The sequence below is a fragment of the Bartonella sp. AA16NXGY genome, from assembly GCF_042197325.1.
GTDB lineage: Bacteria > Pseudomonadota > Alphaproteobacteria > Rhizobiales > Rhizobiaceae > Bartonella.
Genome location: NZ_JBHIRR010000004.1, coordinates 91,604 through 112,970 on the forward strand (window position 1 = coordinate 91,604; position 21,367 = coordinate 112,970).

Annotated in this window: 20 protein-coding genes and 2 pseudogenes; 12 read left to right on the forward strand and 10 right to left on the reverse strand. The window is 38.2% G+C overall.

The features are described from left to right. Window positions 1-1,200, forward strand: a 1,200-nt coding sequence (locus ACFINK_RS03665; protein WP_375638270.1) for a hypothetical protein, incomplete at its 5' end; no start/stop codon positions are given. A gap of 490 nt (window positions 1,201-1,690) precedes the next feature. Here the strand turns inward: ACFINK_RS03665 and ACFINK_RS03670 are convergent. From ACFINK_RS03670 to ACFINK_RS03705, 8 genes and pseudogenes are all read right to left on the reverse strand, one after another. Continuing rightward, window positions 1,691-2,369 (reverse strand): annotated as a pseudogene (locus tag ACFINK_RS03670) (inositol monophosphatase family protein); the annotation flags it as partial. Between the two features lie 6 nt (window positions 2,370-2,375). Continuing rightward, window positions 2,376-3,167, reverse strand: a complete 792-nt coding sequence (locus tag ACFINK_RS03675; protein WP_375638271.1) for an inositol monophosphatase family protein — start codon at window positions 3,165-3,167, stop codon at window positions 2,376-2,378. Between the two features lie 11 nt (window positions 3,168-3,178). Then, window positions 3,179-3,754 carry an elongation factor P gene (efp, locus tag ACFINK_RS03680; protein ID WP_015856958.1) on the reverse strand — a complete coding sequence of 192 codons (576 nt, stop codon included), beginning with the start codon at window positions 3,752-3,754 and terminating at the stop codon, window positions 3,179-3,181. Window positions 3,755-4,184: 430 nt separating this feature from the next. Continuing rightward, window positions 4,185-4,583, reverse strand: coding sequence for a helix-turn-helix domain-containing protein (locus ACFINK_RS03685; protein WP_375611779.1), 399 nt, complete (start codon window positions 4,581-4,583; stop codon window positions 4,185-4,187). A 339-nt stretch (window positions 4,584-4,922) separates the two neighbouring features. After that, window positions 4,923-5,321: a conjugal transfer lipoprotein TrbH gene (locus tag ACFINK_RS03690; RefSeq protein WP_375611747.1), complete on the reverse strand. Its 399-nt coding sequence runs from the start codon at window positions 5,319-5,321 to the stop codon at window positions 4,923-4,925. A 630-nt stretch (window positions 5,322-5,951) separates the two neighbouring features. After that, window positions 5,952-6,320, reverse strand: a complete 369-nt coding sequence (locus tag ACFINK_RS03695) for a helix-turn-helix domain-containing protein (RefSeq protein WP_375638272.1) — start codon at window positions 6,318-6,320, stop codon at window positions 5,952-5,954. A 606-nt stretch (window positions 6,321-6,926) separates the two neighbouring features. Beyond that, complete coding sequence (locus tag ACFINK_RS03700; protein WP_375638273.1) at window positions 6,927-7,970, reverse strand: tetratricopeptide repeat protein; 1,044 nt, start codon at window positions 7,968-7,970, stop codon at window positions 6,927-6,929. 364 nt (window positions 7,971-8,334) lie between these two features. Then, on the reverse strand, window positions 8,335-8,736 hold the full coding sequence (locus ACFINK_RS03705) for a helix-turn-helix domain-containing protein (protein WP_375638274.1): 402 nt from the start codon (window positions 8,734-8,736) through the stop codon (window positions 8,335-8,337). A gap of 465 nt (window positions 8,737-9,201) precedes the next feature. Between ACFINK_RS03705 and relB the strand changes: the two genes are divergently transcribed. Beyond that, window positions 9,202-9,390, forward strand: a complete 189-nt coding sequence (relB, locus tag ACFINK_RS03710) for a type II toxin-antitoxin system RelB family antitoxin (RefSeq protein ID WP_375613201.1) — start codon at window positions 9,202-9,204, stop codon at window positions 9,388-9,390. Window positions 9,391-9,515: 125 nt separating this feature from the next. Then, on the forward strand, window positions 9,516-9,677 hold the full coding sequence (locus ACFINK_RS03715; RefSeq protein WP_375638275.1) for a type II toxin-antitoxin system RelE/ParE family toxin: 162 nt from the start codon (window positions 9,516-9,518) through the stop codon (window positions 9,675-9,677). 277 nt (window positions 9,678-9,954) lie between these two features. Here ACFINK_RS03715 and ACFINK_RS03720 read toward each other — a convergent pair whose 3' ends face one another. Next, window positions 9,955-10,692 carry a TIR domain-containing protein gene (locus ACFINK_RS03720; protein WP_375638276.1) on the reverse strand — a complete coding sequence of 246 codons (738 nt, stop codon included), beginning with the start codon at window positions 10,690-10,692 and terminating at the stop codon, window positions 9,955-9,957. A 308-nt stretch (window positions 10,693-11,000) separates the two neighbouring features. After that, entirely contained in the window at window positions 11,001-11,663 is a 663-nt protein-coding gene (locus tag ACFINK_RS03725; protein WP_375638277.1) for a thiamine phosphate synthase, read from the reverse strand. 365 nt (window positions 11,664-12,028) lie between these two features. On the opposite strand from ACFINK_RS03725, the gene ACFINK_RS03730 reads away from it, so the two are divergent. The 9 genes and pseudogenes from ACFINK_RS03730 to tolR all read left to right on the forward strand — a co-directional run bounded on the left by ACFINK_RS03730 (window position 12,029) and on the right by tolR (window position 21,260). Further along, entirely contained in the window at window positions 12,029-13,171 is a 1,143-nt protein-coding gene (locus ACFINK_RS03730; protein ID WP_375611754.1) for an OpgC family protein, read from the forward strand. A gap of 180 nt (window positions 13,172-13,351) precedes the next feature. Continuing rightward, window positions 13,352-13,870 (forward strand): DUF1465 family protein, encoded by a 519-nt coding sequence (locus ACFINK_RS03735; protein ID WP_375613205.1) that lies wholly within the window; start codon window positions 13,352-13,354, stop codon window positions 13,868-13,870. 22 nt (window positions 13,871-13,892) lie between these two features. After that, a pseudogene (locus ACFINK_RS03740) lies at window positions 13,893-14,039 on the forward strand (DUF1465 family protein); the annotation flags it as partial. Between the two features lie 1,397 nt (window positions 14,040-15,436). Further along, a complete protein-coding gene (gene ruvC, locus ACFINK_RS03745; RefSeq protein WP_375611756.1) occupies window positions 15,437-15,952 on the forward strand; it encodes a crossover junction endodeoxyribonuclease RuvC in 516 nt (171 codons plus the stop codon). A gap of 13 nt (window positions 15,953-15,965) precedes the next feature. Further along, window positions 15,966-16,580: a Holliday junction branch migration protein RuvA gene (gene ruvA, locus ACFINK_RS03750; RefSeq protein ID WP_375611757.1), complete on the forward strand. Its 615-nt coding sequence runs from the start codon at window positions 15,966-15,968 to the stop codon at window positions 16,578-16,580. Window positions 16,581-16,593: 13 nt separating this feature from the next. Beyond that, window positions 16,594-17,688: a Holliday junction branch migration DNA helicase RuvB gene (gene ruvB / locus ACFINK_RS03755; RefSeq protein WP_375611758.1), complete on the forward strand. Its 1,095-nt coding sequence runs from the start codon at window positions 16,594-16,596 to the stop codon at window positions 17,686-17,688. 217 nt (window positions 17,689-17,905) lie between these two features. After that, entirely contained in the window at window positions 17,906-18,346 is a 441-nt protein-coding gene (ybgC, locus tag ACFINK_RS03760; protein WP_375611759.1) for a tol-pal system-associated acyl-CoA thioesterase, read from the forward strand. A 1,732-nt stretch (window positions 18,347-20,078) separates the two neighbouring features. After that, on the forward strand, window positions 20,079-20,792 hold the full coding sequence (gene tolQ, locus ACFINK_RS03765; RefSeq protein ID WP_375611760.1) for a protein TolQ: 714 nt from the start codon (window positions 20,079-20,081) through the stop codon (window positions 20,790-20,792). 15 nt (window positions 20,793-20,807) lie between these two features. Further along, window positions 20,808-21,260 carry a protein TolR gene (tolR, locus tag ACFINK_RS03770; protein WP_375611761.1) on the forward strand — a complete coding sequence of 151 codons (453 nt, stop codon included), beginning with the start codon at window positions 20,808-20,810 and terminating at the stop codon, window positions 21,258-21,260. Window positions 21,261-21,367: the final 107 nt, after the last annotated feature.

Genomic DNA, 21,367 nt, shown 5'->3' on the forward strand with positions numbered 1-21,367 from the left:
GCTGGACATCAAGATATTATTGCACAATGGGAACAGAAGTGTCTTCAATTGACTGAACAACTTGAGCAAAAAAAGCAAGAATGCGCTGGACATAAAGATATTATTGCACAAGGGGAACAAAGGCTTGTTAAAAAAACTCAAAAAGTATCGCAGGAATGGTTGAAACAATGGGATGAGGGAGTAAGGCTATGGGAAAGAGACGTACTGGGGATAAAAAATCCTAGGGAAGATATGAAATTCAGTGGAGATCGGCTTCCATTGGTAAAGGATATTTGTGTTCGAGGGGATCACAAAGTGCGTTTATTGTACAAGCAAGCACTTGGAAAAAAACTTACTTATGAACATTACAAAAAAATATGTAGTCTCTTGGATACCTCGTATTTTAGGAAATTTTTTATAAAAGCAGTGCGATTAATGAGAAGGAATGGAATAACTCTGCAAAAGTTTGTAGATCCTCTTACGAAAAAAAAACGGAGTCAACCTACAATGTTATTACTTCATTGGTGGTTATATGTTCTTGATGATATGATTACAGCTGAATGCAAACAGCACCAAAAGGAAAACTTTACAGGGGAGGATGAAAAGAAAAAATTTACAGATACTTTGTGGGACCACATATTTATAAGTATAGAACACAAAGAGATAGAGAAAATGCTAAAGCTTTCGGAATCTTGGTCTGGTGAGTGTACTTTATTATTATATTGTAAAAAGAATGTGTTGTTGTTGTTGTGTGATATTTCCAGTGATTATAAGGAGGCAAGAGAAACTTTCATTTACTATAAGAAGCTTATTAAAACAGTGAAAAAAGGCTATGTTGCCTTTGATAATGGTTGCCATTCTGTCACAGTTAGAGATGTAATCAATACTTGTAAAGAGAATGACACAAATAGAGCAAAAAAGCTTTCCATTGTTGAAGGGAATCCAACATTTGAAGAAGCTTACAAATTAGGCGTTAAAGAGTGGATGAAATCATCAAATGAGAAATGCGATAACCGATTGATCTTTTGGGAGAAGCTTGTTGAGGAAAAAAAGTTAAAAGAAAAATTAAAAATTATCTTCGGTAATGAGAAGGTAAAGGCGCTGAAAGAGGTTGTTGAAAAAGATAAAGAGCAGCTTGCAAGTGAAATGCAGAAAGCAATTTTGGAAAACAAAGATTTTCATTATTATAAATGTCGTCGGCATTTGATAAACTATTTGTAAAACGGTTGAATAAAGGGGTAGAGAACAACCCACTGAATCAGTGGTTTTTCTGAAATTTCTGCTATTATGTAGTGGTGGAAAAGAGTGAAAACTCTTAAGCATATGCGGCAGCTTTTATGAGAGAGGAGAGTTTTTCGATCAATGGATAGCGCACTGTAAAGAGCATATATTGAGGAGTAAATGGGCTGTGTTCTTGTTTTGGGTGCGATAATTGCTTTTTGGGGCGTTTGGTTATGATGGGATTTGTGTTTATTGCCTTTTGCAGCTTGTTTGCAGGGGAATTTGAATAACAGAAACGTCAATAAGGTAAGCTATTGGGGATTGCTTTTGTGGGGGGTATAGCAAGTACATTTTTTGTTCGTGGTGATGTTTTTTGTCACTATCTAATCAGTTATTTCCTATCGTTTTCTGTAAAGAAAATTAAAAACTCTTTCTTCATGTGTTTGTTTAAGGTTCTAAGGGTTTTGTAAAAAACTGTAAGAATTAAATGCTTTTTTGAAGTTTTTTTTATAGTTTGATGCGAATGTGTTCATTTCCGGCAATGATATTTTTTTTGCGAAATATATCGCTGCTGCCTTCTTTATCAGTGACAAAAACACCGGTTTTGCGAAGCATCAGTATGCTGGTAGTTTTATCAAAAATGTGCAGGTTATCTCCCCAAAAACCATCGGTTTTTTCTGCGGCGACATAAGATAAACTCAAGAGCAGCGCCAAAACGGCGCAATCCAGTAACTTCCATCATTATATTGCGTAATTCAATAAGATAGGTTCCATGATTTGGGCGACCAAAATGAGGCATTCCCGTGGCAATGACACAATCTTCCAGTCTGCGTCGAGCAGAAACGCGACAGCGTCGGTTATTGAAAAAAGCACCATACCCGCGTTCTGCGGTGAAGAGTTCATCACTCACGGGATTGTAAATGACACCACCAACGATTTTTCCTTGGCTTTCTAAGGCAATGGAAACAGCAAAAAAAGGAATGCCATGGAGAAAATTTGTGGTGCCATCTCAAAGGGTCAACAATAAAACGGTGTTGTGAATCTTCTCCAGTGATTTCTTCTGACTCTTCCATCAGAAAACCAAATTTGGGGTGCGCTTTGCTTAATTCATTTAAAATAATTTTTTCCGCTTTGCGATCTGCTTGGCTGAGGTAATCTGCTGGATTTTTTTAGGCTTAAATGCCTTTTTTGAGGGTTTTTTCTAATTTTAGGCGAATGTGTTCATTGCCGGCAATGATATTTTTTTTGCGAAATATATTGTTGCCGCCTTCTTTATCGGTGACAAAACCACCGGCTTCACGAACCATCAATATTCCAGCAGCCATATCCCAAATTTGCAGGTTATCTTCCCAAAAGCCATCGGTTCTTCCAGCAGCCACATAAGCTAAATCAAGAGCAGCAGCACCAAAACGGCGAAGTCCGGCAACCTCTGCCATCACATTACGTAATTCAATAAGGTAGGTTCCATGATTTGGGCGACCAAAATGAGGCATTCCTGTAGCAATGACACAATCTTCTAGTCTGCGTCGAGCAGAAACGCGACAGCGGCGGTCATTGAAAAAAGCACCACACCCGCGTTCTGCGGTGAAGAGTTCATCATTCACGGGATTGTAAATGACACCACCAACGATTGTCCCTTGGCTTTCTAAGGCAATGGAAACAGCAAAAAAAGGAATGCCATGGAGAAAATTTGTGGTACCATCTAAAGGGTCAACAATAAAACGGTGTTGTGAATCTTCTCCAATGATTTCTTCTGACTCTTCCATCAGAAAACCAAATTTGGGGCGCGCCTTGCTTAGTTCATTGAAAATAATTTTTTCCGCTTTGCGATCTGCTTGGCTGACATAATCTGCTGGTCCTTTCAAAGACACTTGCAAATTTTGCACTTCACCGTAATCACGTACCAACGAGCGTCCTGCTTTCATTGCAGCTTGCACCATGACATTCATGACTGCAGAATGGGCCATTTTTTATTCCTTTATTTATCTTTTTCATTTGCGCGACGCAAATAAATCAACTCATTGGTGTCTACAATGATACGTTCACCAGCATTCATAAAGGGGGGAACAAGAATACGAATCCCGTTTTCAAGAATGGCGGGTTTATAAGAGGAGGTAACCGTTTGTCCTTTGATGGCAGGGTCGGCTTCTGCAATCGTGACAGCAACTTGATCAGGAAGTGAGATGCCAATAGGCTTTTCTTGATAAAGTTCAACTGTGACAGTCATCCCATCTTGGAGAAAAGCAGCACGTTCACCAACAAAATCCTTTTGAAGTTCTAGTTGTTCATAAGATTCTGAATCCATAAAGACCAAAGCATCCCCTTGTTGATAAAGAAATGTGAAATCTTTTTGTTCAAGGCGCACGCGTTCAACCGTCTCAGCAGCACGAAAGCGTTCATTAAGTTTTGTACCATCAATCAAATTTTTCATTTCAACTTGGTTAAATGCACCACCTTTTCCTGGTTTTACAGCGTTACATTTAACAGCAACCCATAAGCTTCCTTGATGTTCGATCACATTACCAGGGCGAATTTCATTGCCATTAATTTTCATCGTTTCTATCCAATTCTATTCTTGCAAAAAGAACTCTCTTGTTGTTTTTATGGCGCTTTTCTTTGCTGCCTTTAACAGTCAAGCTCTTTTGTTATTTTCGGGCTAAAATCCCTTTGATTAACCTTGCGGCTCTCTCATGGTCCTGTGTGCTCTTTATGGGCTTTCTCCTGCTTTTTGCAAAGAGAAAAGCTTAAGTAAAAAAGGACCTTTATGTATTTTTGCTTTTCAGTTCTTTGCAAGACCATAAAAAGCGCTCAGACGCAAGCTTTTTAAAAATTTGCACAAAAATTTTTTAGAATTTTTGGGGAAATTTATCCCGTTGTGTCGTAAAATATCATCATTGATGGCAATGATATAATTGATGGTAATGATATAAGTTCCCTAAAACCATGAGGTGTTTTTAATTAAGAATATGTGAATACGGAGTTTATTATGAGTGTCTCATGGGATAGAGCGTGGTGTGTGTTATCGCGGGGTGTTCGTTTGTATTCTTATCAGAGATCAGCTGTAAAAAGGCTTTCTGTTTTATCGAGGTCAGGACTCTAAATTTTTTTAAAAGCAGGTATTTTTCTGTACTTGATGCGATTTCATCATGAGAGTACGGGGGCTGTTGTTTTGTTAAGATATCAGCATAGAAAAAGACAAGTGGAGCATTTAGGATATCGGCTATTTCTTTTAAACGCTCTGCGCTGACACGATTTAAGCCGTTTTCATATTTCTGGATTTGTTGGAAAGTAACACCTAAATGTTGACCTAATGTTTTTTGAGACATCTTCAACATTTTTCGTCTCAAACGAATTTTTTTGCCAATGAATTTGCCGCTGAAAATGTCGTTATAAGGATTTTTACCAAAACCCTAGAAAATGCTACACGGGATATAGAAAACTCTTCAGCTGCTTCAATCACAGATAGTCCAAGTTTTGCATTTACATCTTCGCGTAACAATTCACTAGGGTGTGGGGCATTTTCATTATTTTTAGTATTCTTCTTTTCTTAAATCTCAAAGCTATAATTTACACTATTTTGTATTGTCACAATCTATAATAAAATTTATCCACTCTGGCTAAAAATGAGGTTTTTTATTGAGGTGCAAATCTCTTTGCCTTTCGCAAGAGCTTTTAAGTCTTTACGTGTAAAATATAGAGTATGTTTACATTAAATAGCGGGTTCATCTGGGCTGAGTATTTATATAAGAACGCGGCTCTCCGTTCACGTTATACTGAAAAAGAGACACTATAGTGCTACTATTTAATCTTATTCTATAACTCAAATTCACACCCATGTTTTGTTGCTTTTGAGGTTGATCTGTATAGATCACATTATATCCATTCCGTCGCAACAGATTGATAAATAAAGGAGTAAAGCTGTCTGCTGTATTATTTTTCTTTATAAGAAGTGTGGTTGTAGCTGGTGGTAAAAACCCTTTGTTACCGCTAATAAATTTGTTAGCAACTAATTGTGCCTGACGCTTTGTAAGACTTTGATCAACATAATTTGATGAATAATTGCCTACAGATGCGCAACCAGCCACCAACACAACCGGTGACAGCAATAAATATTTTAACATCTTTAATTCCCCTTACTTATTGTTGCTCTTTATTTGCGAAGCTCCTCTTCCAGAAATTAAGAGCAACTTTACTTATAGCACATTAACAACATATCGGTATCTAATCAATCGGTTAATTAATCAATGAATAATGGTTTCAGCTGTAAAGGCTGCTTGAAGTGCTTCTGGTGGCGTATATTTTAATAAACTGCTGCTTTTAGTGATTATGATAAAAAAGCAATTTTTTGCGTTTGCATGTTAAGATCATGTCCTCTATCTATAAAATGATGCGTTAGGTTCTGTTTCAGATTGATCAAAAAAATTTTCAAGCATTGCTTTTTGAGGGCTATCTTTTTTTTTAATACGTATGAATGCTTATTCTGTTTGCTGTAAAATACTGTCGTTTGAGGTGTGGTGCTATAAGACATAAAACTTTGCACATGTGATGTTTTTATGAGAGTGTGTGGTGAATATTTGAGGGGGGAGCTTGTCCGGATAATTTTGTGAAATGAACCACATAAAATGGGAAGCTAAAAGAGTTCTGTTCTGAGAAGACGGATTGTTTCCCAACCGGATAGGGAAGGGGCTTCTGTCCTTTGAGGGGTGGGAGGCAAGTCAAGAACAGAGAGTGTAGCGCCCTATATTATGATGTTAAAAGCTTTCATTTTGATCAGAGAGTAATTGTAAAATGGCTCTTTGTTTTATCGAGGTTAGAACTCTAAATCTTTTGAGCAGTAGGTATTCCTCTGTACTTGATGCGATTTCATCATGAGAGTACGGGGGCTGTTGTTTTGTTAAGATATCCGCATAGAAAAAGACAAGTGGAACATTTAAGATATCGGCAATTTCTTTTAAACGCCCTGCGCTGACACGATTTAAGCCGTTTTCATATTTCTGGATTTGTTGGAAAGTAACACCTAAATGTTGACCTAATGTTTTTTGAGACATTTTTAGCATTTTTCGTCTCAAACGAATTTTTTTGCCAATGAAAATGTCGTTATCAAGATTTTTGGCTCGCATTTTAAAGCCCCCGCCGGTTGCGAGCGCCCTCGCGTTGGTATTCCGGGAGTCTAAAAACACTGACCTCGAATCAGCATTTTGCTTTTAGTGCTTAAAGCACCTGGACATAGCAAAATCTCCCGGAATTCCGGGATACCCGCAAAGCGGGGTAAATTTATGTACGAGGTTTCGGGTTTTTAGAGCCCTATTGGTCGTTGCGTATGCGACCAAAACACCTTTCAATATGTAAAGTAATTTCGGAGGCTTGGCAATAAAAAATAGTTTTTTAATGAGAGTTGGCGTGTTTTTCATCCAAGCAAAAAGAATGAAAAAATAGAGCTTGCGGAATTTTCGGGATAGCCTAGCTCTTTTGCTTATTGGATATTGTTTGCTTAAGCAAATGATACCAGTGCGTTTTCTTTACCAATGAAAATGTCATTATCAAGATTTTTGGCTCGCATTTTAAAGCCCCCGCCGGTTGCGAGCGCCCTCGCGTTGGTATTCCGAGAGTTTGAAAATACTGAATCCGAATCAGCCTTTTTGCTTTTAGTGCTTAAAGCACCTAGACAGAGCAAAATCTCCCGGAATTTCTATAAATTTTATCTTTTTGATGCAGAGAGGAGTATTTTAAAAAACAGGAAGGAGCTTTATTGCTTCTTTGTGCGCTTTTTCTAGTTGTGCCTTATCCATGCCTTGGAGCATTATTTCAAGATCAGGAGCTTGCATTTTTGCCTCCTTTGCGAGCATATACCATGCCGCTGCCATTATTATATCGCCTTTTGTTCCTGTGCCATCTCGATAAAGCCTTGCAAGGGAAATCTGTGCTGGTGCAATCATGTTGACGGCATTTCTGTGAAGTAAATGAAAAGCACGCTGAAAATCTGTTTCTCCTCCACGCCCCTGTACAAGCCATTGTGCTAAATGAAGTTGAGCTTTTAAGTGGTTGTTTTGAGCCGCTACCTCCATGAGCTTGCGGGCATTGCGATCATCCTTTGGTCGCTTTAATGTGCCTAAGGAAAGAATTTTTGCAGCAGAAAAAGCCGCTTCAGCATCCCCAAGAGCAGCACCTTTTAAGTACCATTTTAAGGCTTGCTCTATTGCTTCATTTTCACGACTTTGGGAAGAAACACCAGGGAGAGCTTGTTTTTCCTGTGAGGCCTTATAAAGAAGCAGTTGTCCATAATAAAAATAGGCTTCCTTGACGCCTGCTTTGACAGCTTTTTGAATGAATTGCGCACCAAGTTCTTGATTTTGTTTTATAAAGTTACCATCAAACAACATAAGTCCATAGCGTAGTTGTGCTTGGGGTTCCCCCTGTTTTGCAGCACGTTCAAACCATAAAGCAGCACGCGCACCGTCAATAGGAACAGCACATCCTTCCATATAAATTCGGGCAAGAAGAGTTTGTGCAAAAGGATCATTTTTTTCAGCACGTCGGAGTGCTTCACGAAAAGCTTTTAAATAATAACCTTGGATGTAATAGTCATAGGCTTGGTCATAGTCTCCAGCTTTTAAGGGCTGAAAGGGTTCTTGAGTGTTTGAAGCTTCTTGAATCGTATTGAAAGAGCTTTCAGAATTTGAGATTTCTTCAGTGTTTCCCGCTGAACTTACAGCAGAACTTGCAAGCCCAATCACGCCTAAGATAAGCAGCTTCACGCTTCTCTTGATCATGGTGTTTTCTCCTCATTACCGATCAGAATTTTCACATTTTTTTTTCATCATTACAAGCCGTATAAGAATTTCATTTCTATATTACTTTTTATCTCTCAGTTTTTCGTCTTGGTTCAAGGTAGGGTTGGGTAAGTTAAAAAAGTAGCATAAATGTCGACGAGAGACAGACTGTTTAAAACAGTCCTGTTAAAAATAATACAGTTCTGTTAAAAATAATAATGATGAAGGGTTATCGTATGTAAAGATGCTTATCTTCTATTATATCAAGGGCTTATCCCCCTAAAATGAAAAAATGCTTACAATGGAGGTTGCTTTTTAAAATATGTATGAATGCTTATGAATAGCGCACGCTATCCGTGTGATGTTAGCTTGCATTCTCATCAGAGATTAGCTGTAAAAAGGCTTTCTTTTTTACCGTTGTGAGAGTTCTAAATCTTTTGAGCAGCAGGTATTCCTCTGTGCTTGATGCGATTTCATCATGATGATACGGGGGCTGGTGTTTTGTAATGATATCGGCATAAAAAAAGGCAATGGGAACATTCAAAATATCAGAAATTTCCATTAAACGCCCTGCGCTGACACGATTTAAGCCTTTTTCATATTTTTGAATTTGTTGGAAGCTGACGCCTAAAGCGTGCCCTAAAGTTGTTTGAGACATTTTTAGCATTTTTCGTCTCAAACGAATTTTTTTGCCAATAAAAAGATCATTATCAAGATCTTTGGTTCGCATTTTAAAGCCCCCCGCCGGTCGCGAGCGCCCTCGCATGAGTATTCCGGGAGCTTGAAAATACTGAGTTCTAGTCAGCCTTTTTGCTTTTAGTGCTTAAAGCACCTGGACATAGCAAAAACTCCCGGAATTCCGGGATACCCACAAAGTGGGTTCATCTTTACGCTAGAACTTAGGGTTTTCAAGGCCCCTTTTGGTCGTTGCGTATGCGACCAAAACATCTTTTAATTCATAAAGTAATTTCAGGAAATTTACAATAAAAATAGTTTTTTACTTACAAAATTTGTTTTTTATGAGAGGCTATCCGCTTCTTAAATCTCTCTGGAATGATTGTCAAAATCATGACATTAGCCTTCGTGTTTTTTGAGAGGGTTAAAAAGCCTTAAGTTTTAAGATCAAAAGAACTTTGGACGCTTAAAAGTTAAACATTTTCAATTCGCTAATATTAACAACATAGACAAGAGTAATTATCTCCAATATTCAGGAATAGAAAGGACATATATTATGAAGCCCACCCTTTCTCCGCTAATTTCAGAGTTCGAAACCGTTGAACAGGAAAGCAGCTACACTGCATGGCTGCGCGATAAGGTAGCGAGCAGTCTTGCAAATCCATATCCTCCTATTCCGCATGATGAGGTTATGGCTGAAATGGAAGTTATAATCAGTCAGCTTGAAGCTGAACAGGACAAGTGATGCTTCCGGTTGTTTGGTTGTCTTCGGCGCGCGACGATTTGCGTCAGATGTTACCTATATTGCTCGCGAGAATCCATCTGCTGCGCGCCGAATGAAAAGGTTTTTGGAAGCATCCGTACTGCCCATTGGCTGAACATCCATATTTATACAGACAGAGTGAGAAGGTATTAGGATTACGAGAAATTGTAGCGCATCCAAATTACCTTATATTTTATCGAGTAGCTGCACATCAAATCGAAATTGTAGCTGTAGTACATGCCCGACGTGAATTTCCTATTTTTCTTTAATCTAATCAGAGGCTGCCTCTTAAACCTTTCTGGAACAATTACCAAAATCATGACAACAGCCTCCGCGTTTATCAAAGAGACTAAAATGATTTCTTCTACGGTAGTGAATTCACGCGCGGTCTCTTCATTAAAATTTGCACAATCGCTTGCTGTTTGAATAAGAGTGGGGGATGATCGTTTCTCTGTGCTATAGGATGTGTGTGTCTGTGGAATGTGGTGGGGTGGCATGTGGTTTTGGGTGTGCGCTTTAAAAAATAAACATAAGCATTATTCAAATTTACTTTAATGCATGAATTGTATCTGTATTAAAAGAGAAATCAGCTTTTTGTAAGCGCTTAATAAGTTTGGGAAATGTTTCGTTTACGTGTTCTTTAAAAGAAAGGTAGTAAACTCCACCAACATCTGAAAGCATTTCAATGCCTTCTTTTTGTAGAATAGCAATCCTCTCAAGAGGAAGTGCGGCAGCTAACATGCCCATTTCGAAAATAACGTTTTGTCGTGCACGGGGTTGAATTTTTTCTGCACCTTGAGATATAGCATAACCCATGTCATCATGCGTGAGGAGTACAATACCAAAACTTATAGAACTGTCACAAATTTCTTTTTTCAAAGTTTGAATGATGGGTAAACCATTACCACTCGTGTTTTGTAAGATATATGGTTCGAGACCAAGCTTGAGAAGAACATTTTCAAGCTCCGTTAAGGCATAACAATCATGACCATGAACGATAAAAATTTTTTTATTTGAAGGATTGGAGGCAGTTTTTGAGGAAGGAATCGTTGATGTTTCTTCTATATGCTTTGCTAAATCTTCTATTAACTTTTGTTTTATGTTTGCGCTGCCTTGAACTTGAAGTTTTCCTGTGCTTTTAAACCAATTAGTAGTGCCTCCTTCGGAGGTTTTGATCTGATATCCTTCAGGGGATGGATGTGATAGAGGTTTAGTTTCTTTGATTTGATATCCAGCTTTGCGAATTATGTTTTTAAGATCTTCAAGTGTTCCGCTATATTGCATTTTTATGTCCCCTGCATATTTGTATCGTCAGCTATTGGTATTCAGTACCAATATTGAAAATGACCATTTTCCCCAATCACAATGCTTTGTCTTTATAAGACATTGAACGAGAAAGTTTCTATGATCCTTTTTTCTATATATTATATGAAAAAAGACGCTAGTTTTTTATCAATTTGATTGAATTATTAAGCAATTTTATTGAGTTTCGAGGTATTCTCTTTATCTGTTATTGTGTGTTCTATATAAGTAATATAGTGGTGAGTATTTGGATTTTTATTAACACTTTATTTATAAATTCTCCTCCTATATTACAAGGGGGTTTTCTCACATTTTTCTTGCATTGTTTTAAGCAGTATTAAGGGGTTGTCGTTCCCAAAAATCACTTCTTCTACAGCAATGAATTCACATCCAGTCTTTAAGACTTCATCAAAGGTTGAAAAATCGCTTCCTGCTTGGATAATGGCGGGGGTTTGCATAATTTCTGCCCACCATGTTGCTAACTGGAGATTGCGGGGGTGCGCTTGGGGTTTTTTATCAGCACCGAGTTTTCCAAACAGAAGGTAATCAACACCTGTTTCTGCTGCAAGCATAGCACTATGGCGATTGCGTAAATTGCCAAAGCCTATAATTTTTTGTTCCTTTTGCTGATTTTTGAAGCTTTCAAGAGCGTTAAGATCATTTTCTATGTGCAATCCATCAGCCTTTATGCGCCCAGCAATGCGGCTGTCATCAGCAATGAGAAGGGCTGCGTCATGATGTTGAATATCTTCTGCGTAAGTTTGCGCTTGTTGTTGTAAAAAAGAGCTATCATCTTTCAATTTTTCAGAATCATAGAGGATGACGCATGCAAAAGACTTTGTTTGTAAAATTTGCTGCAAAAATGTGTGTGGGGTGTTGCGCCGAACATCAAGTGTTAAAATCAACTGAGGGAAAAGAGGTGGATCAATTGGTTTATTTTTTTGTTGTGTCATGTCAAATCCCTGTTTCTTAGAAAAAATAACGCTTAAAAATTAAAGTTTCATTCTATTATGCTTATTTGCAATGAAAGTGACCACCATTTTCACGTAATTTAAAGGATTTGTGGGTGTGTGGAAGCCTGTTTATGAGAAATGAGAGTGTTTTTAAGCATAATATGTTACCTTTTCGCTGTGATACACGTATGGACGCTTTTCGTTCTTTTGCCTTTAAAAAACTTTTGCTTTTAAAAAAATAAACGCTTAAAATGAAACTTGACTCTTAAAAATTAAAATTTCATCCTGTTCATGCTTGTTGGCAATAAGGGTAAGCACCATTTTTATGGGACTTCAAGGGGGGTGCAACGTGTGGGAGTCCACTGATGAAATACCAAGGTATTCTTGAGCATAATACTCAACCTTCTCATCGTGATACACGCATTGATGTTTTTCGTTCTTTGGCCTTATTGACGATTTTCATCAACCATATTCCCAGAACGATCTATGAGTCTTTTACTCATAGAAACTTCGGTTTTTCTGATTGTGCAGAAGTGTTTGTTTTGCTTTCAGGGATTGCTCTTGGGTTAAGCTTTCATGGACGATTACAGCAAAAATCCTTTGCTTTTATTATCCGAAAACTTTGGTACAGAGCTCTGCAGCTCTATGGGGCATATCTTTTTACGACTTTTGTCACGTTAAGTCTTTTTTTTGCTGCCTTTTTATTATGGCGAACAGAAAAACTTTTATCGATGAACAATGTGGGACTCTTTTTTAAAGAGCCTAGTATCGCATTTTTGAGTACCTTAAGCTTTGGGCATCAATTGGGATATAATAATATTCTTCCTCTTTATATCGTTTTGATGTTTTTTGCGCCTTTTATCCTTTATTTGAGTTGTAAGCAGACAAAATGGCTGCTTTTGGGCTCCTTTACACTGTATCTTATCTGCGGATTTTATAAAATTGCTCCTCCTTCTTATCCTTTAAAGGGAAAGTGGTTTTTAAATCCTTTGTCTTGGCAATTCTTATTTGTCATAGGATTGACCAGTACTTTAGCGCTTAAACAAGGAAAAAAAATCGCTTTTCAGTCTTTTTGGATTGTTTGTGCGGCAGCGTATCTCTTGTTGGCGCTGTTATGGGTTCGCTTAAACTGGTGGGGCATTTTGGGGTGGCTTGGCTGGTCTTCCCCATTGTTGAACTTTAATAAAACCTTTTTAAGCTTGCCACGTTTACTCCATGTTCTTGCATTAGCCTTTCTCATTCTTTCTTTGCCGCGCATCAATAAATGGTTTTATGTCTCTCCAAAACATCCTTTAGCAATTTTAGGAAAACATAGTTTACCGGTCTTTGTAACGGGAACCATTTTTGCGATGTTTGGACAAATTATAAAAACAGTGATGACAGAAACGTTTTTTTCCGATACCCTCTTAATAATAACGGGTATTGCTTTGCAATTTGGAGTCGCTTATTATTGTGAAAAACGGCAATCTTGGCAGTGGTCCTTTTCAAGGAAAATGATCCGTTTATAAAAAATATTCCTGTAGTGTTTGTTGGGCACGTTAACCTTAGTATAAAAAGTGCGTTGCGCAAAAAAATTAAAAGAGGTAGCAGTTTTAAAAAAAAGCGTTCTATACAGCAACAAAAGAAACTTTTTAATACTCTATTCGTTAAGGGGTATGATTTTGTGCTGATACTTGGAGTATAAAAGCGTGAGTGTACATAAACGTCCATATGATGAACCTATTATCATGATTGAGCATAATGCTTTTGAAAATGCTTTTAATCGTCTCTATGAAGAAACAATGGCGCTGATTGAAAAAACCGCAGCGTATATTGACTCAGAAGGGAAATTAGTAGCACGCTCTCTTTCGGCAGAGGTTTCTGCAGTTTATGCGAAAGAGGCCATGTATTTAAGTACACGACTTATGCAAATCGCTTCTCAACTCCTTCTTCTTCGCGCAGAGCGTGAAGGGGAAATGTCATCAGAACAAATAAAAAAAGAAATTGTAAAAGTGTCACTTCATACACCGACATTGGAACTTGAAACCCCGCATTGGCATGAATTGCCAGAAATTTTTCGCCAATTTGTTTCTCATTCATTGCGTTTAGAAGCGCGGATAACCTATATGCGTGCTGGGTGGGAAACTGCGGCCTCCTGTGCTCTAGAAGATGATAATCCAGTGGGAAAACAAATCGAATTGCTCAAAACAGCCTTTGGGCGTTCTTAGAGGGACTCCCCTTGCTTTGTGCGAAGGAGAAATGTCATCAGAACAAATAAAAAAAAGAAATTGTAAAAGTGTCGCTTCATACACCGACATTGGAACTTGAAACCCCTCATTGGCATGAATTGCCAGAAATTTTTCGCCAATTTGTTCTCATTCATTACGTTTAGAAGCGTGCATTTTGTTTCATTTAGAGATGCGGCTGTAGTTTAAGCGCTTTGGTCAATAAGCGGCGGCTGTACGTTTAAGCGATGATAATCCAGTGGGAAAATAAATTGAATTACTGAAAACAGCTTTTGGGCGTTCTGAGAAGAATAGCTCCTTGCTTCTTTCTTACGATATTTAGAGCAGTATACCCATTTTTTTTTACAACCGAAATTTCACAATTAAAACTAATCTAGAGTGTTTTTTTCTGCCTAATTTCTATTTGGCGTAGAAATATCTTGAGCTTATAGCTTAGAGGGGGTGTATAAGTATTGATTTCGAATATGGCATGGGATGGAGTATGGTTGGTCTTATGGAAATCGACTTTGGTTGATTGCAGCTGGAACACTTTCTGTTGATCTATCGTGTGATTTTGTTTTGGCTCTGAGATAGAGCAGGGGCTTGTACATCAATTTATTTATGCTCTATAATTTATGCCTATAAAGCTGCTGTAAAGTGTGTGTTAATGAGGATGATACACATTGTTGCAGTTTTGGGGCTTCTTTTGTTTTGAATGGAAGTTATTTTTCCTCGCGTAAAGTAAAATATCCAAAATAAAGTGCCATATAATGAATGCCCCATGGGTTCCCTGTGCCCCCATGCAATGTCCCTCTATATGCAATGTCATTGTGGTGTGATGAGTGTACTCAAAAACACCTCTCAGTTCTTATTCACATTCGTTGAGCCTCTCTCATTTTTACGTTTGCAAAGGAAAAAGCCGACACTATCATCATCTTTGCCAGTCCCCAATGTTGCAACAGCTTTTGGAACTTGAGACAATTCATTAGAAGCATTTTTAGTCCTTTCTTGTACAGTTTCACTCTATACGGCAATCCCACGTTTCATATGTAAGAGAATGGTTTTGATTGCTTCAATATAAACAGATTTGTAATGAGAAAATCTTAGGATATTCGGGATTCTTATGCAACATACAAAATAATTAATTATCTTTGTAAATCAATGTGTTGAGTTATTGTGGTAGCGTCATGCTATAATGTAAAAAGTTTCCGCAAAGTGTATACTATCCATTGCATAGCCTCTTTACACATTATGAATGTGTAATCCAGCACTGATCTATTTGCTCGTTTGCGATGTTTAACCATTATGGCGTTGGATATGATATAGAAAGGGAATTTTTATGCTTTAGAGGGTGCTTGCTTGTGATGTGTGAATGGTTTTGATTGATTTCAGTTATGCTTCATAAAGTGTGTTCCATAAAGATGCTGTTCGTTATGTGTTATAATTGTATAAATTTGGGGGATATGATTATCTTTTTACTGGTTTTGTCTTGGGTTGCTGTTTTCTTTGTGGTCTTGTCTTTATTCACATCTTTATTCACAGGGGGGAAAAGTGTATAGACTGTAGTTTATGGCAGAGACGATTCGTATTATAGGCATTGATCCCGGATTACGGCGTACAGGGTGGGGCGTTATCGATGTTGCGGGTAATCGTCTTCAGTTTATTGCAGCAGGGACGGTTTCTTCTGATGTACAGTGTGAGCTGGCTTCCAGACTATGTCAGATCCACAAAGGTCTTTCAGAGGTTGTGCATCAATTTATGCCCCATGAAGCCGCTGTAGAACATGTATTTGTCAACAAAGATGCTACAGCAACTTTAAAACTTGGCCAAGCGCGTGCAATTGCACTGCTGGTTCCTGCGCAAGCAAATCTTCCTGTTTTTGAATATGCGCCCAACAAAGTGAAAAAATCAGTTATTGGGGTTGGACATGGGGCTAAAGAACAAATCCATATGATGGTCAAAGTTCTCCTCCCACGGGCTGAATTTGATAGCAGTGATGCGGCTGATGCTCTTGCTCTTGCTCTTTGTCATAGTATGCACCGTAACAGTATTGACCGATCTTATCAGGCAAGGATAGCGATATGAGTGGGGTGGCAACATGATTGGCAAATTAAAGGGCACTCTTGAACATATCTTTGATGATCATATCCTTCTTGATGTTCACGGTGTGGGGTATGTTGTTTTTGTGTCAAATCGGCTGCGTCCTTCTTTACCCTCTGTTGGGGAGGCGTTAAGCCTTTTTATTGAAACGCATGTTCGGGAAGACGCAATCCGCCTTTTTGGTTTTGCTACAAGAGCTGAACAGGAGTGGTTTTGTCTTCTACAAAATGTTCCTGGAGTAGGGGCAAAGGTTGCTTTGGCAATCTTGGGTACTTTATCGCCAGATGAACTTGCACAGGCTATTGCTTTAAACGATGTTGCGATGATTAGTCGAGCGCCGGGCGTTGGTAAAAAAGTCAGTGAAAGAATTGTGGGTGAACTGAAAAGTAAAACACTCCCCTTTGAACAAGCGGTCAAGACTGTTTCGGTTTCTCAGCGTGAGATGACCAATCAACCTGCGCATGATGCGCTTTCCGCGTTGATGAAGCTAGGGTTTGAACGGGAGCATGCATCTCGTGCTCTTGCTCTTGCGATGAACGCTCTTGAGGGGGAAACTGTTTCTTCTGCCCTGCTGATCCGCCATAGTCTCAAATTGCTTTCTTCTCCTACTTAAAATCAAGGTAACAATGCATAAAGATGAAGATAAACGCCTTCTGGGTTCCGCCCCCCTTCCTAACGATCCAGATCGTTCCTTGAGGCCACAAGTTCTCGATGACTTTATTGGTCAAGAAGCGGCGCGGGCTAATTTAAAAATATTTATTGAAGCAGCAAAAACGCGGCAAGAAGCGCTGGATCACGTTTTGTTTGTAGGGCCACCGGGGTTGGGAAAAACAACGCTTTCACAGATTATGGCAAAAGAATTAGGCGTTAATTTTCGCTCTACTTCAGGGCCGGTCATCGCTAAAGCAGGAGATTTAGCCGCTCTCTTGACCAATCTCGAAGAACGTGATGTCTTGTTTATTGATGAAATTCATCGCTTAAATCCGGCGATTGAAGAAATTCTGTACCCAGCAATGGAAGATTATCAACTTGATTTGATCATTGGGGAGGGGCCGGCCGCACGCTCGGTGAAAATTGATCTGGCTAAATTTACTTTGGTAGCGGCAACCACACGTTTGGGGCTTTTAACCACACCTCTACGAGACCGTTTTGGCATCCCAATTCGTCTCAATTTTTATACGATAGAAGAATTGGAATATATTGTGCAGCGTAATGCACGACTTTTTTCCGTCAAGATCAGTGATGATGGTGCTCATGAAATTGCACGCCGAGCACGGGGAACCCCTCGTATTGCCGGACGGCTTTTACGGCGCGTTTGTGATTTTGCTTTAGTTAAACAAGCAAAACAAATTGACCAAAAAATCGCCGATGAAGCCCTTTCGCGCCTTGAGGTTGATCATCTTGGGCTTGATCCGCTTGACCGCCGCTACTTGCTCCTGATTGCGGAAACTTTTTTAGGGGGGCCGGTGGGGATTGAAACAATTGCTGCTGCTTTATCAGAACCACGCGATGCCATTGAAGATATTGTTGAACCGTATTTGCTTCAACAAGGTTTTATTCAAAGAACCGCTCGTGGACGCATTCTAACTGAAAAGGCTTGGAGCCATTTAGGGCTTTCTGCTCCAGCCTCTACAACGTCTATACAAAGGCGTTCTCAACTTTCTGATGCTCAAGACAATTCATCACTTCAGACATCTTTATGGGATGGGGAAGATGACTAAGGCATTCTCTTTGTTAAAAGAAACTATGTGAATATTTTATAGCAAGGTCATAAAATACAAGAGACGTGCCTTCTTTTAGCATATTCTGGCTAAAAAGGTTTGGCACTATTAAAGATTTTTTGCTTTTGCTTTTCACAACTTCAACACAAAAATGTGTTCAATCTTTTGATTGATAGATAATTTGCTATATTAGATGATTTTATGGGATATGAAGTCGATGACAGAAATAACACCTTTTAAGAGCAATCATACAAACGCTTTTCATAATTTTCAGGTCCGCGTTTATGTTGCGGATACAGATTTTTCCGGTGTAGTTTATCATGCGCGTTATCTTGAGTTTTTTGAACGAGGACGTTCAGAGTTTTTACGCGATACCGGTTTTAATAATAAGATGTTAGCAGCAGGGGGTGAGGGGGAAAAACTGTTTTTTGTTGTTCGTCATATGGAAATTAATTTTTCAAGACCCGCTAAAATTGATCATCTTTTAGTCGTTAAAACACGTGTTACTCATATCCAAGGGGCCCGCTTTTTTATGGAGCAATCTATTTTGCATGAGATGACCACGTTGGTAACAGCCAAAGTTGAAATTGCTCTGATTAATGAGGAGGCAAAACCGCGACGTTTACCCAAAGAACTTTTTGCAAAAATGCTTGGTTAAAAGTGTTATTCATTGAATTAGCGAGTTTCAGGAGAGATCAGCAGATATAAAGTAATCTATAATCTAAGACTATACATTTATCATAGCCTAGATGTTTTCTAACAAGGTTACACGATACAGCAAAAGAAAGCACCTCTGCTACAATAACTACAATAAATTGAAGATGATATCCCACAAAATTAAACACGCCCTATCCATGTTATGATTCGAAATCAATGTCATATCATCCATTTTCTGCTATAAGCTCAAGATATTTTCTTTCTTTTGAAGAAAGGTTTGTTGGCATCAGAAAACAGCGAAAAGTACAAAATATAAAAAGAAATAAAAATGGATTAAGATTTATTTTTATAAAAATGCACATACCCAGCGCAATATTGCAATAAAGTGATAATAAGCCATTAGGTCGAAAATTGTCTTAAAAACACCCAAAGGGTGTTTTTAAGCAATTTGATTTGTTTTTTTTACTGGATTGTCATTTGGCATCACAAGAGCGCGTGTTTCATCCATTTCTATCTATAATGCATCACTTTATGTGCGCTTCTAAGCGTAGTAAATGAGTGAGAGATCAATGTATACAAAGCAGAAATGCATTCTTGATTTAAAGTTTCAAAAGCATATTATTCTATATAATATATTGACTTAGAAAGATAAATTATCACTTCTCACGGGTACAAACCCTAATAGAGGAATAGAATAAAATACTTTACATTTCAAATCTGTTCATGTTGAAACAATTAAAATCATTTGCTTACGCATCATAAGAGAGCAATAAAAATCATTGAAAAAATTGTAAAAATGTTCCTTATGTATCATTTTCAATGCAATAATGATCAAATATCGCAAGTGAGCAAAGAGAGCGAAGAAGCTGGTTTTCATGAAGTAAAGACGTGAAAAGGCTTTTTTCATGTCACGGAAGTTTGTACGTTATACCATGGTGCCAGAGAGATGATAGGCATTGAAAGGGGCTAATTCACAACACAATGAGATTACATGAGACTTACACTAGATTATATAGGACTTATAATAGGGGGGTGCATGGGGGAGGCGCATTGTTGTGAGGTGTGGTAGGGTGGTTTAGTATCGTTTTTTGTGCCCGATGGTGTACCCCGTATTCAATTCGATGGAAAATGAGAGAAATAATAGCCTGAGGCAAAGCGTCATCTTTTATGATGATAACATATTTATTTACAATGATAATTCATTGCGTTGTCACTTTCAGATAATTCTGAAACTTGTAAAATTTTTTCTTTTCAAGCTCTATTGCCGCGAATTAATCAAAAACATTTTCTTACATGTCACAAGCGGAGTTGGTGAGTGGGTACAAAAACACTTAAGAAAGGAATAAAATGCTTCTTATGAATCTTTTCAAGTGCTAAGACTTATCGCTGTATTTTAAGCTAGAAACGCGTATGATGATTTAGCGTTCTTTTCATAAGCGTAAAGATGGGGTGCATAATAGATTTTATATCATGCATTTTTATGTCTTTTATTTTTATAGCATTTATGGAGAAATCCTGATCGTTATATTTTTCATAAATGCTGTTGTGAAATGAGAGGGGCGTGCATTGAGGGATGTCTCTCGTCATCACTTTTTAAGGAAATTTAAGAAACAAGTCTTGTTTTAGCGCATGGATTTATGTGAGACTAGAGTCTTTACTTAAATTTAGAAACTATAAAATAATCTGTTTTATAAATTTTAAAAATGCATCTTTCATTTAGAGGGACAAAAATTATGCCGCATTTAGAACTAACGAATCCAGAAACAATTGGAATGTTGCATTTGTTTATGCAAGCGAGTTGGATCGTGAAAGGTGTTATGATCGGGTTGCTGCTCGCTTCTATCTGGAGTTGGGCAATTATTTTTGATAAAATTTTTACGTATCGGAGAATACGGCGTGAAATAAAGCAGTTTGAACGCACATTTTGGTCTGGCAAAGCGCTAGAAGATCTTTATGCATCATGCAAAAGTCAACGTACCAATAGTATATCCGCAGTTTTTATGGCAGCAATGGTTGAATGGAAAAAATCTCTTGAAAAAGGGACCCATACATCGAAAAGTTTGCAGAGCAGAATTGATAAGGCTATGGATTTGACGCTGGGACGTGAAAGTGAAAAAATAGAATCAAAATTAAGTTTTCTTGCGACACTGGGATCTGCGGGACCTTTTATCGGACTTTTTGGAACAGTTATTGGTATTATGGAGTCTTTTCTTTCTATTTCAGCTTCTCAAAATACATCACTTGCCATTGTCGCGCCAGGGATTGCAGAAGCGCTTTTGGCAACCGCTATTGGTTTGTTTGCAGCAATTCCAGCTGTTATTGCTTATAACAAGTTGACTCATGAAAGTGCGCGCATCATTGCACAAATAGAAAATTTTGCCGATGAATTTTCAACAATTGTATCGCGGCGTATTGATGAAACACGCACAGCACCTTCCTCTTTATAAAAAGGATCTTATCCCATGGGCTTTTCTGTTGCTTCTTCTTCTCGCAAAAATACACGTAGGCGGCATCATTCACGAAGCCAACTGATGAGTGAGATCAATGTCACTCCTTTTGTGGATGTCATGCTGGTCTTGTTGATTATTTTTATGGTCTCTGCCCCCCTTTTAGTGAACGGTGTTCCTCTAGATTTGCCTCGTAGTCAAGCGGGTCCCGTACGAGCTCAAAAAACACCTCTTACGGTTTCACTTGACGCGCAAGGGCGCTTTGCCATTAATCAAGATTATTATGAAACGTCACAGTCCCTGATTGCACACCTGAAAACTCTTCTGGAAGCAGATGCTACACAAAAAGATCAACGGGTTTTTGTACGGGTTGCTAAAACTGTTGAATATCAGCAAGTATTAAAACTGCTGGCAGATATTCAAAAAGCGGGGTTTTCTCAAGTCGCGTTAGCAAGTTTAGCACAATAAATAATAAGTAATAAAATTGTGCATAACCGGTTGTTTTTAAGATGTTTTTAAAAGAGCATAGAGTGATTAAAAATGAAAAAATGTAAGGCATAAGTAAGGCATAAAGA

Excerpts from the sequence above, each read along its gene's own strand:
- ACFINK_RS03675 (WP_375638271.1), bottom strand. The coding sequence starts at position 3,167 with ATGGCCCATTCTGCAGTCATGAATGTCATGGTGCAAGCTGCAATGAAA.
- efp (WP_015856958.1), bottom strand. The coding sequence starts at position 3,754 with ATGAAAATTAATGGCAATGAAATTCGCCCTGGTAATGTGATCGAACAT.
- ACFINK_RS03690 (WP_375611747.1), bottom strand. The coding sequence starts at position 5,321 with ATGTTAAAATATTTATTGCTGTCACCGGTTGTGTTGGTGGCTGGTTGC.
- ACFINK_RS03695 (WP_375638272.1), bottom strand. The coding sequence starts at position 6,320 with ATGCGAGCCAAAAATCTTGATAACGACATTTTCATTGGCAAAAAAATT.
- ACFINK_RS03700 (WP_375638273.1), bottom strand. The coding sequence starts at position 7,970 with ATGATCAAGAGAAGCGTGAAGCTGCTTATCTTAGGCGTGATTGGGCTT.
- ACFINK_RS03705 (WP_375638274.1), bottom strand. The coding sequence starts at position 8,736 with ATGCGAGGGCGCTCGCGACCGGCGGGGGGCTTTAAAATGCGAACCAAA.
- relB (WP_375613201.1), top strand. The coding sequence starts at position 9,202 with ATGAAGCCCACCCTTTCTCCGCTAATTTCAGAGTTCGAAACCGTTGAA.
- ACFINK_RS03720 (WP_375638276.1), bottom strand. The coding sequence starts at position 10,692 with ATGCAATATAGCGGAACACTTGAAGATCTTAAAAACATAATTCGCAAA.
- ACFINK_RS03725 (WP_375638277.1), bottom strand. The coding sequence starts at position 11,663 with ATGACACAACAAAAAAATAAACCAATTGATCCACCTCTTTTCCCTCAG.
- ACFINK_RS03730 (WP_375611754.1), top strand. The coding sequence starts at position 12,029 with ATGAAATACCAAGGTATTCTTGAGCATAATACTCAACCTTCTCATCGT.
- ruvC (WP_375611756.1), top strand. The coding sequence starts at position 15,437 with ATGGCAGAGACGATTCGTATTATAGGCATTGATCCCGGATTACGGCGT.
- ruvA (WP_375611757.1), top strand. The coding sequence starts at position 15,966 with ATGATTGGCAAATTAAAGGGCACTCTTGAACATATCTTTGATGATCAT.
- ruvB (WP_375611758.1), top strand. The coding sequence starts at position 16,594 with ATGCATAAAGATGAAGATAAACGCCTTCTGGGTTCCGCCCCCCTTCCT.
- ybgC (WP_375611759.1), top strand. The coding sequence starts at position 17,906 with ATGACAGAAATAACACCTTTTAAGAGCAATCATACAAACGCTTTTCAT.
- tolQ (WP_375611760.1), top strand. The coding sequence starts at position 20,079 with ATGCCGCATTTAGAACTAACGAATCCAGAAACAATTGGAATGTTGCAT.
- tolR (WP_375611761.1), top strand. The coding sequence starts at position 20,808 with ATGGGCTTTTCTGTTGCTTCTTCTTCTCGCAAAAATACACGTAGGCGG.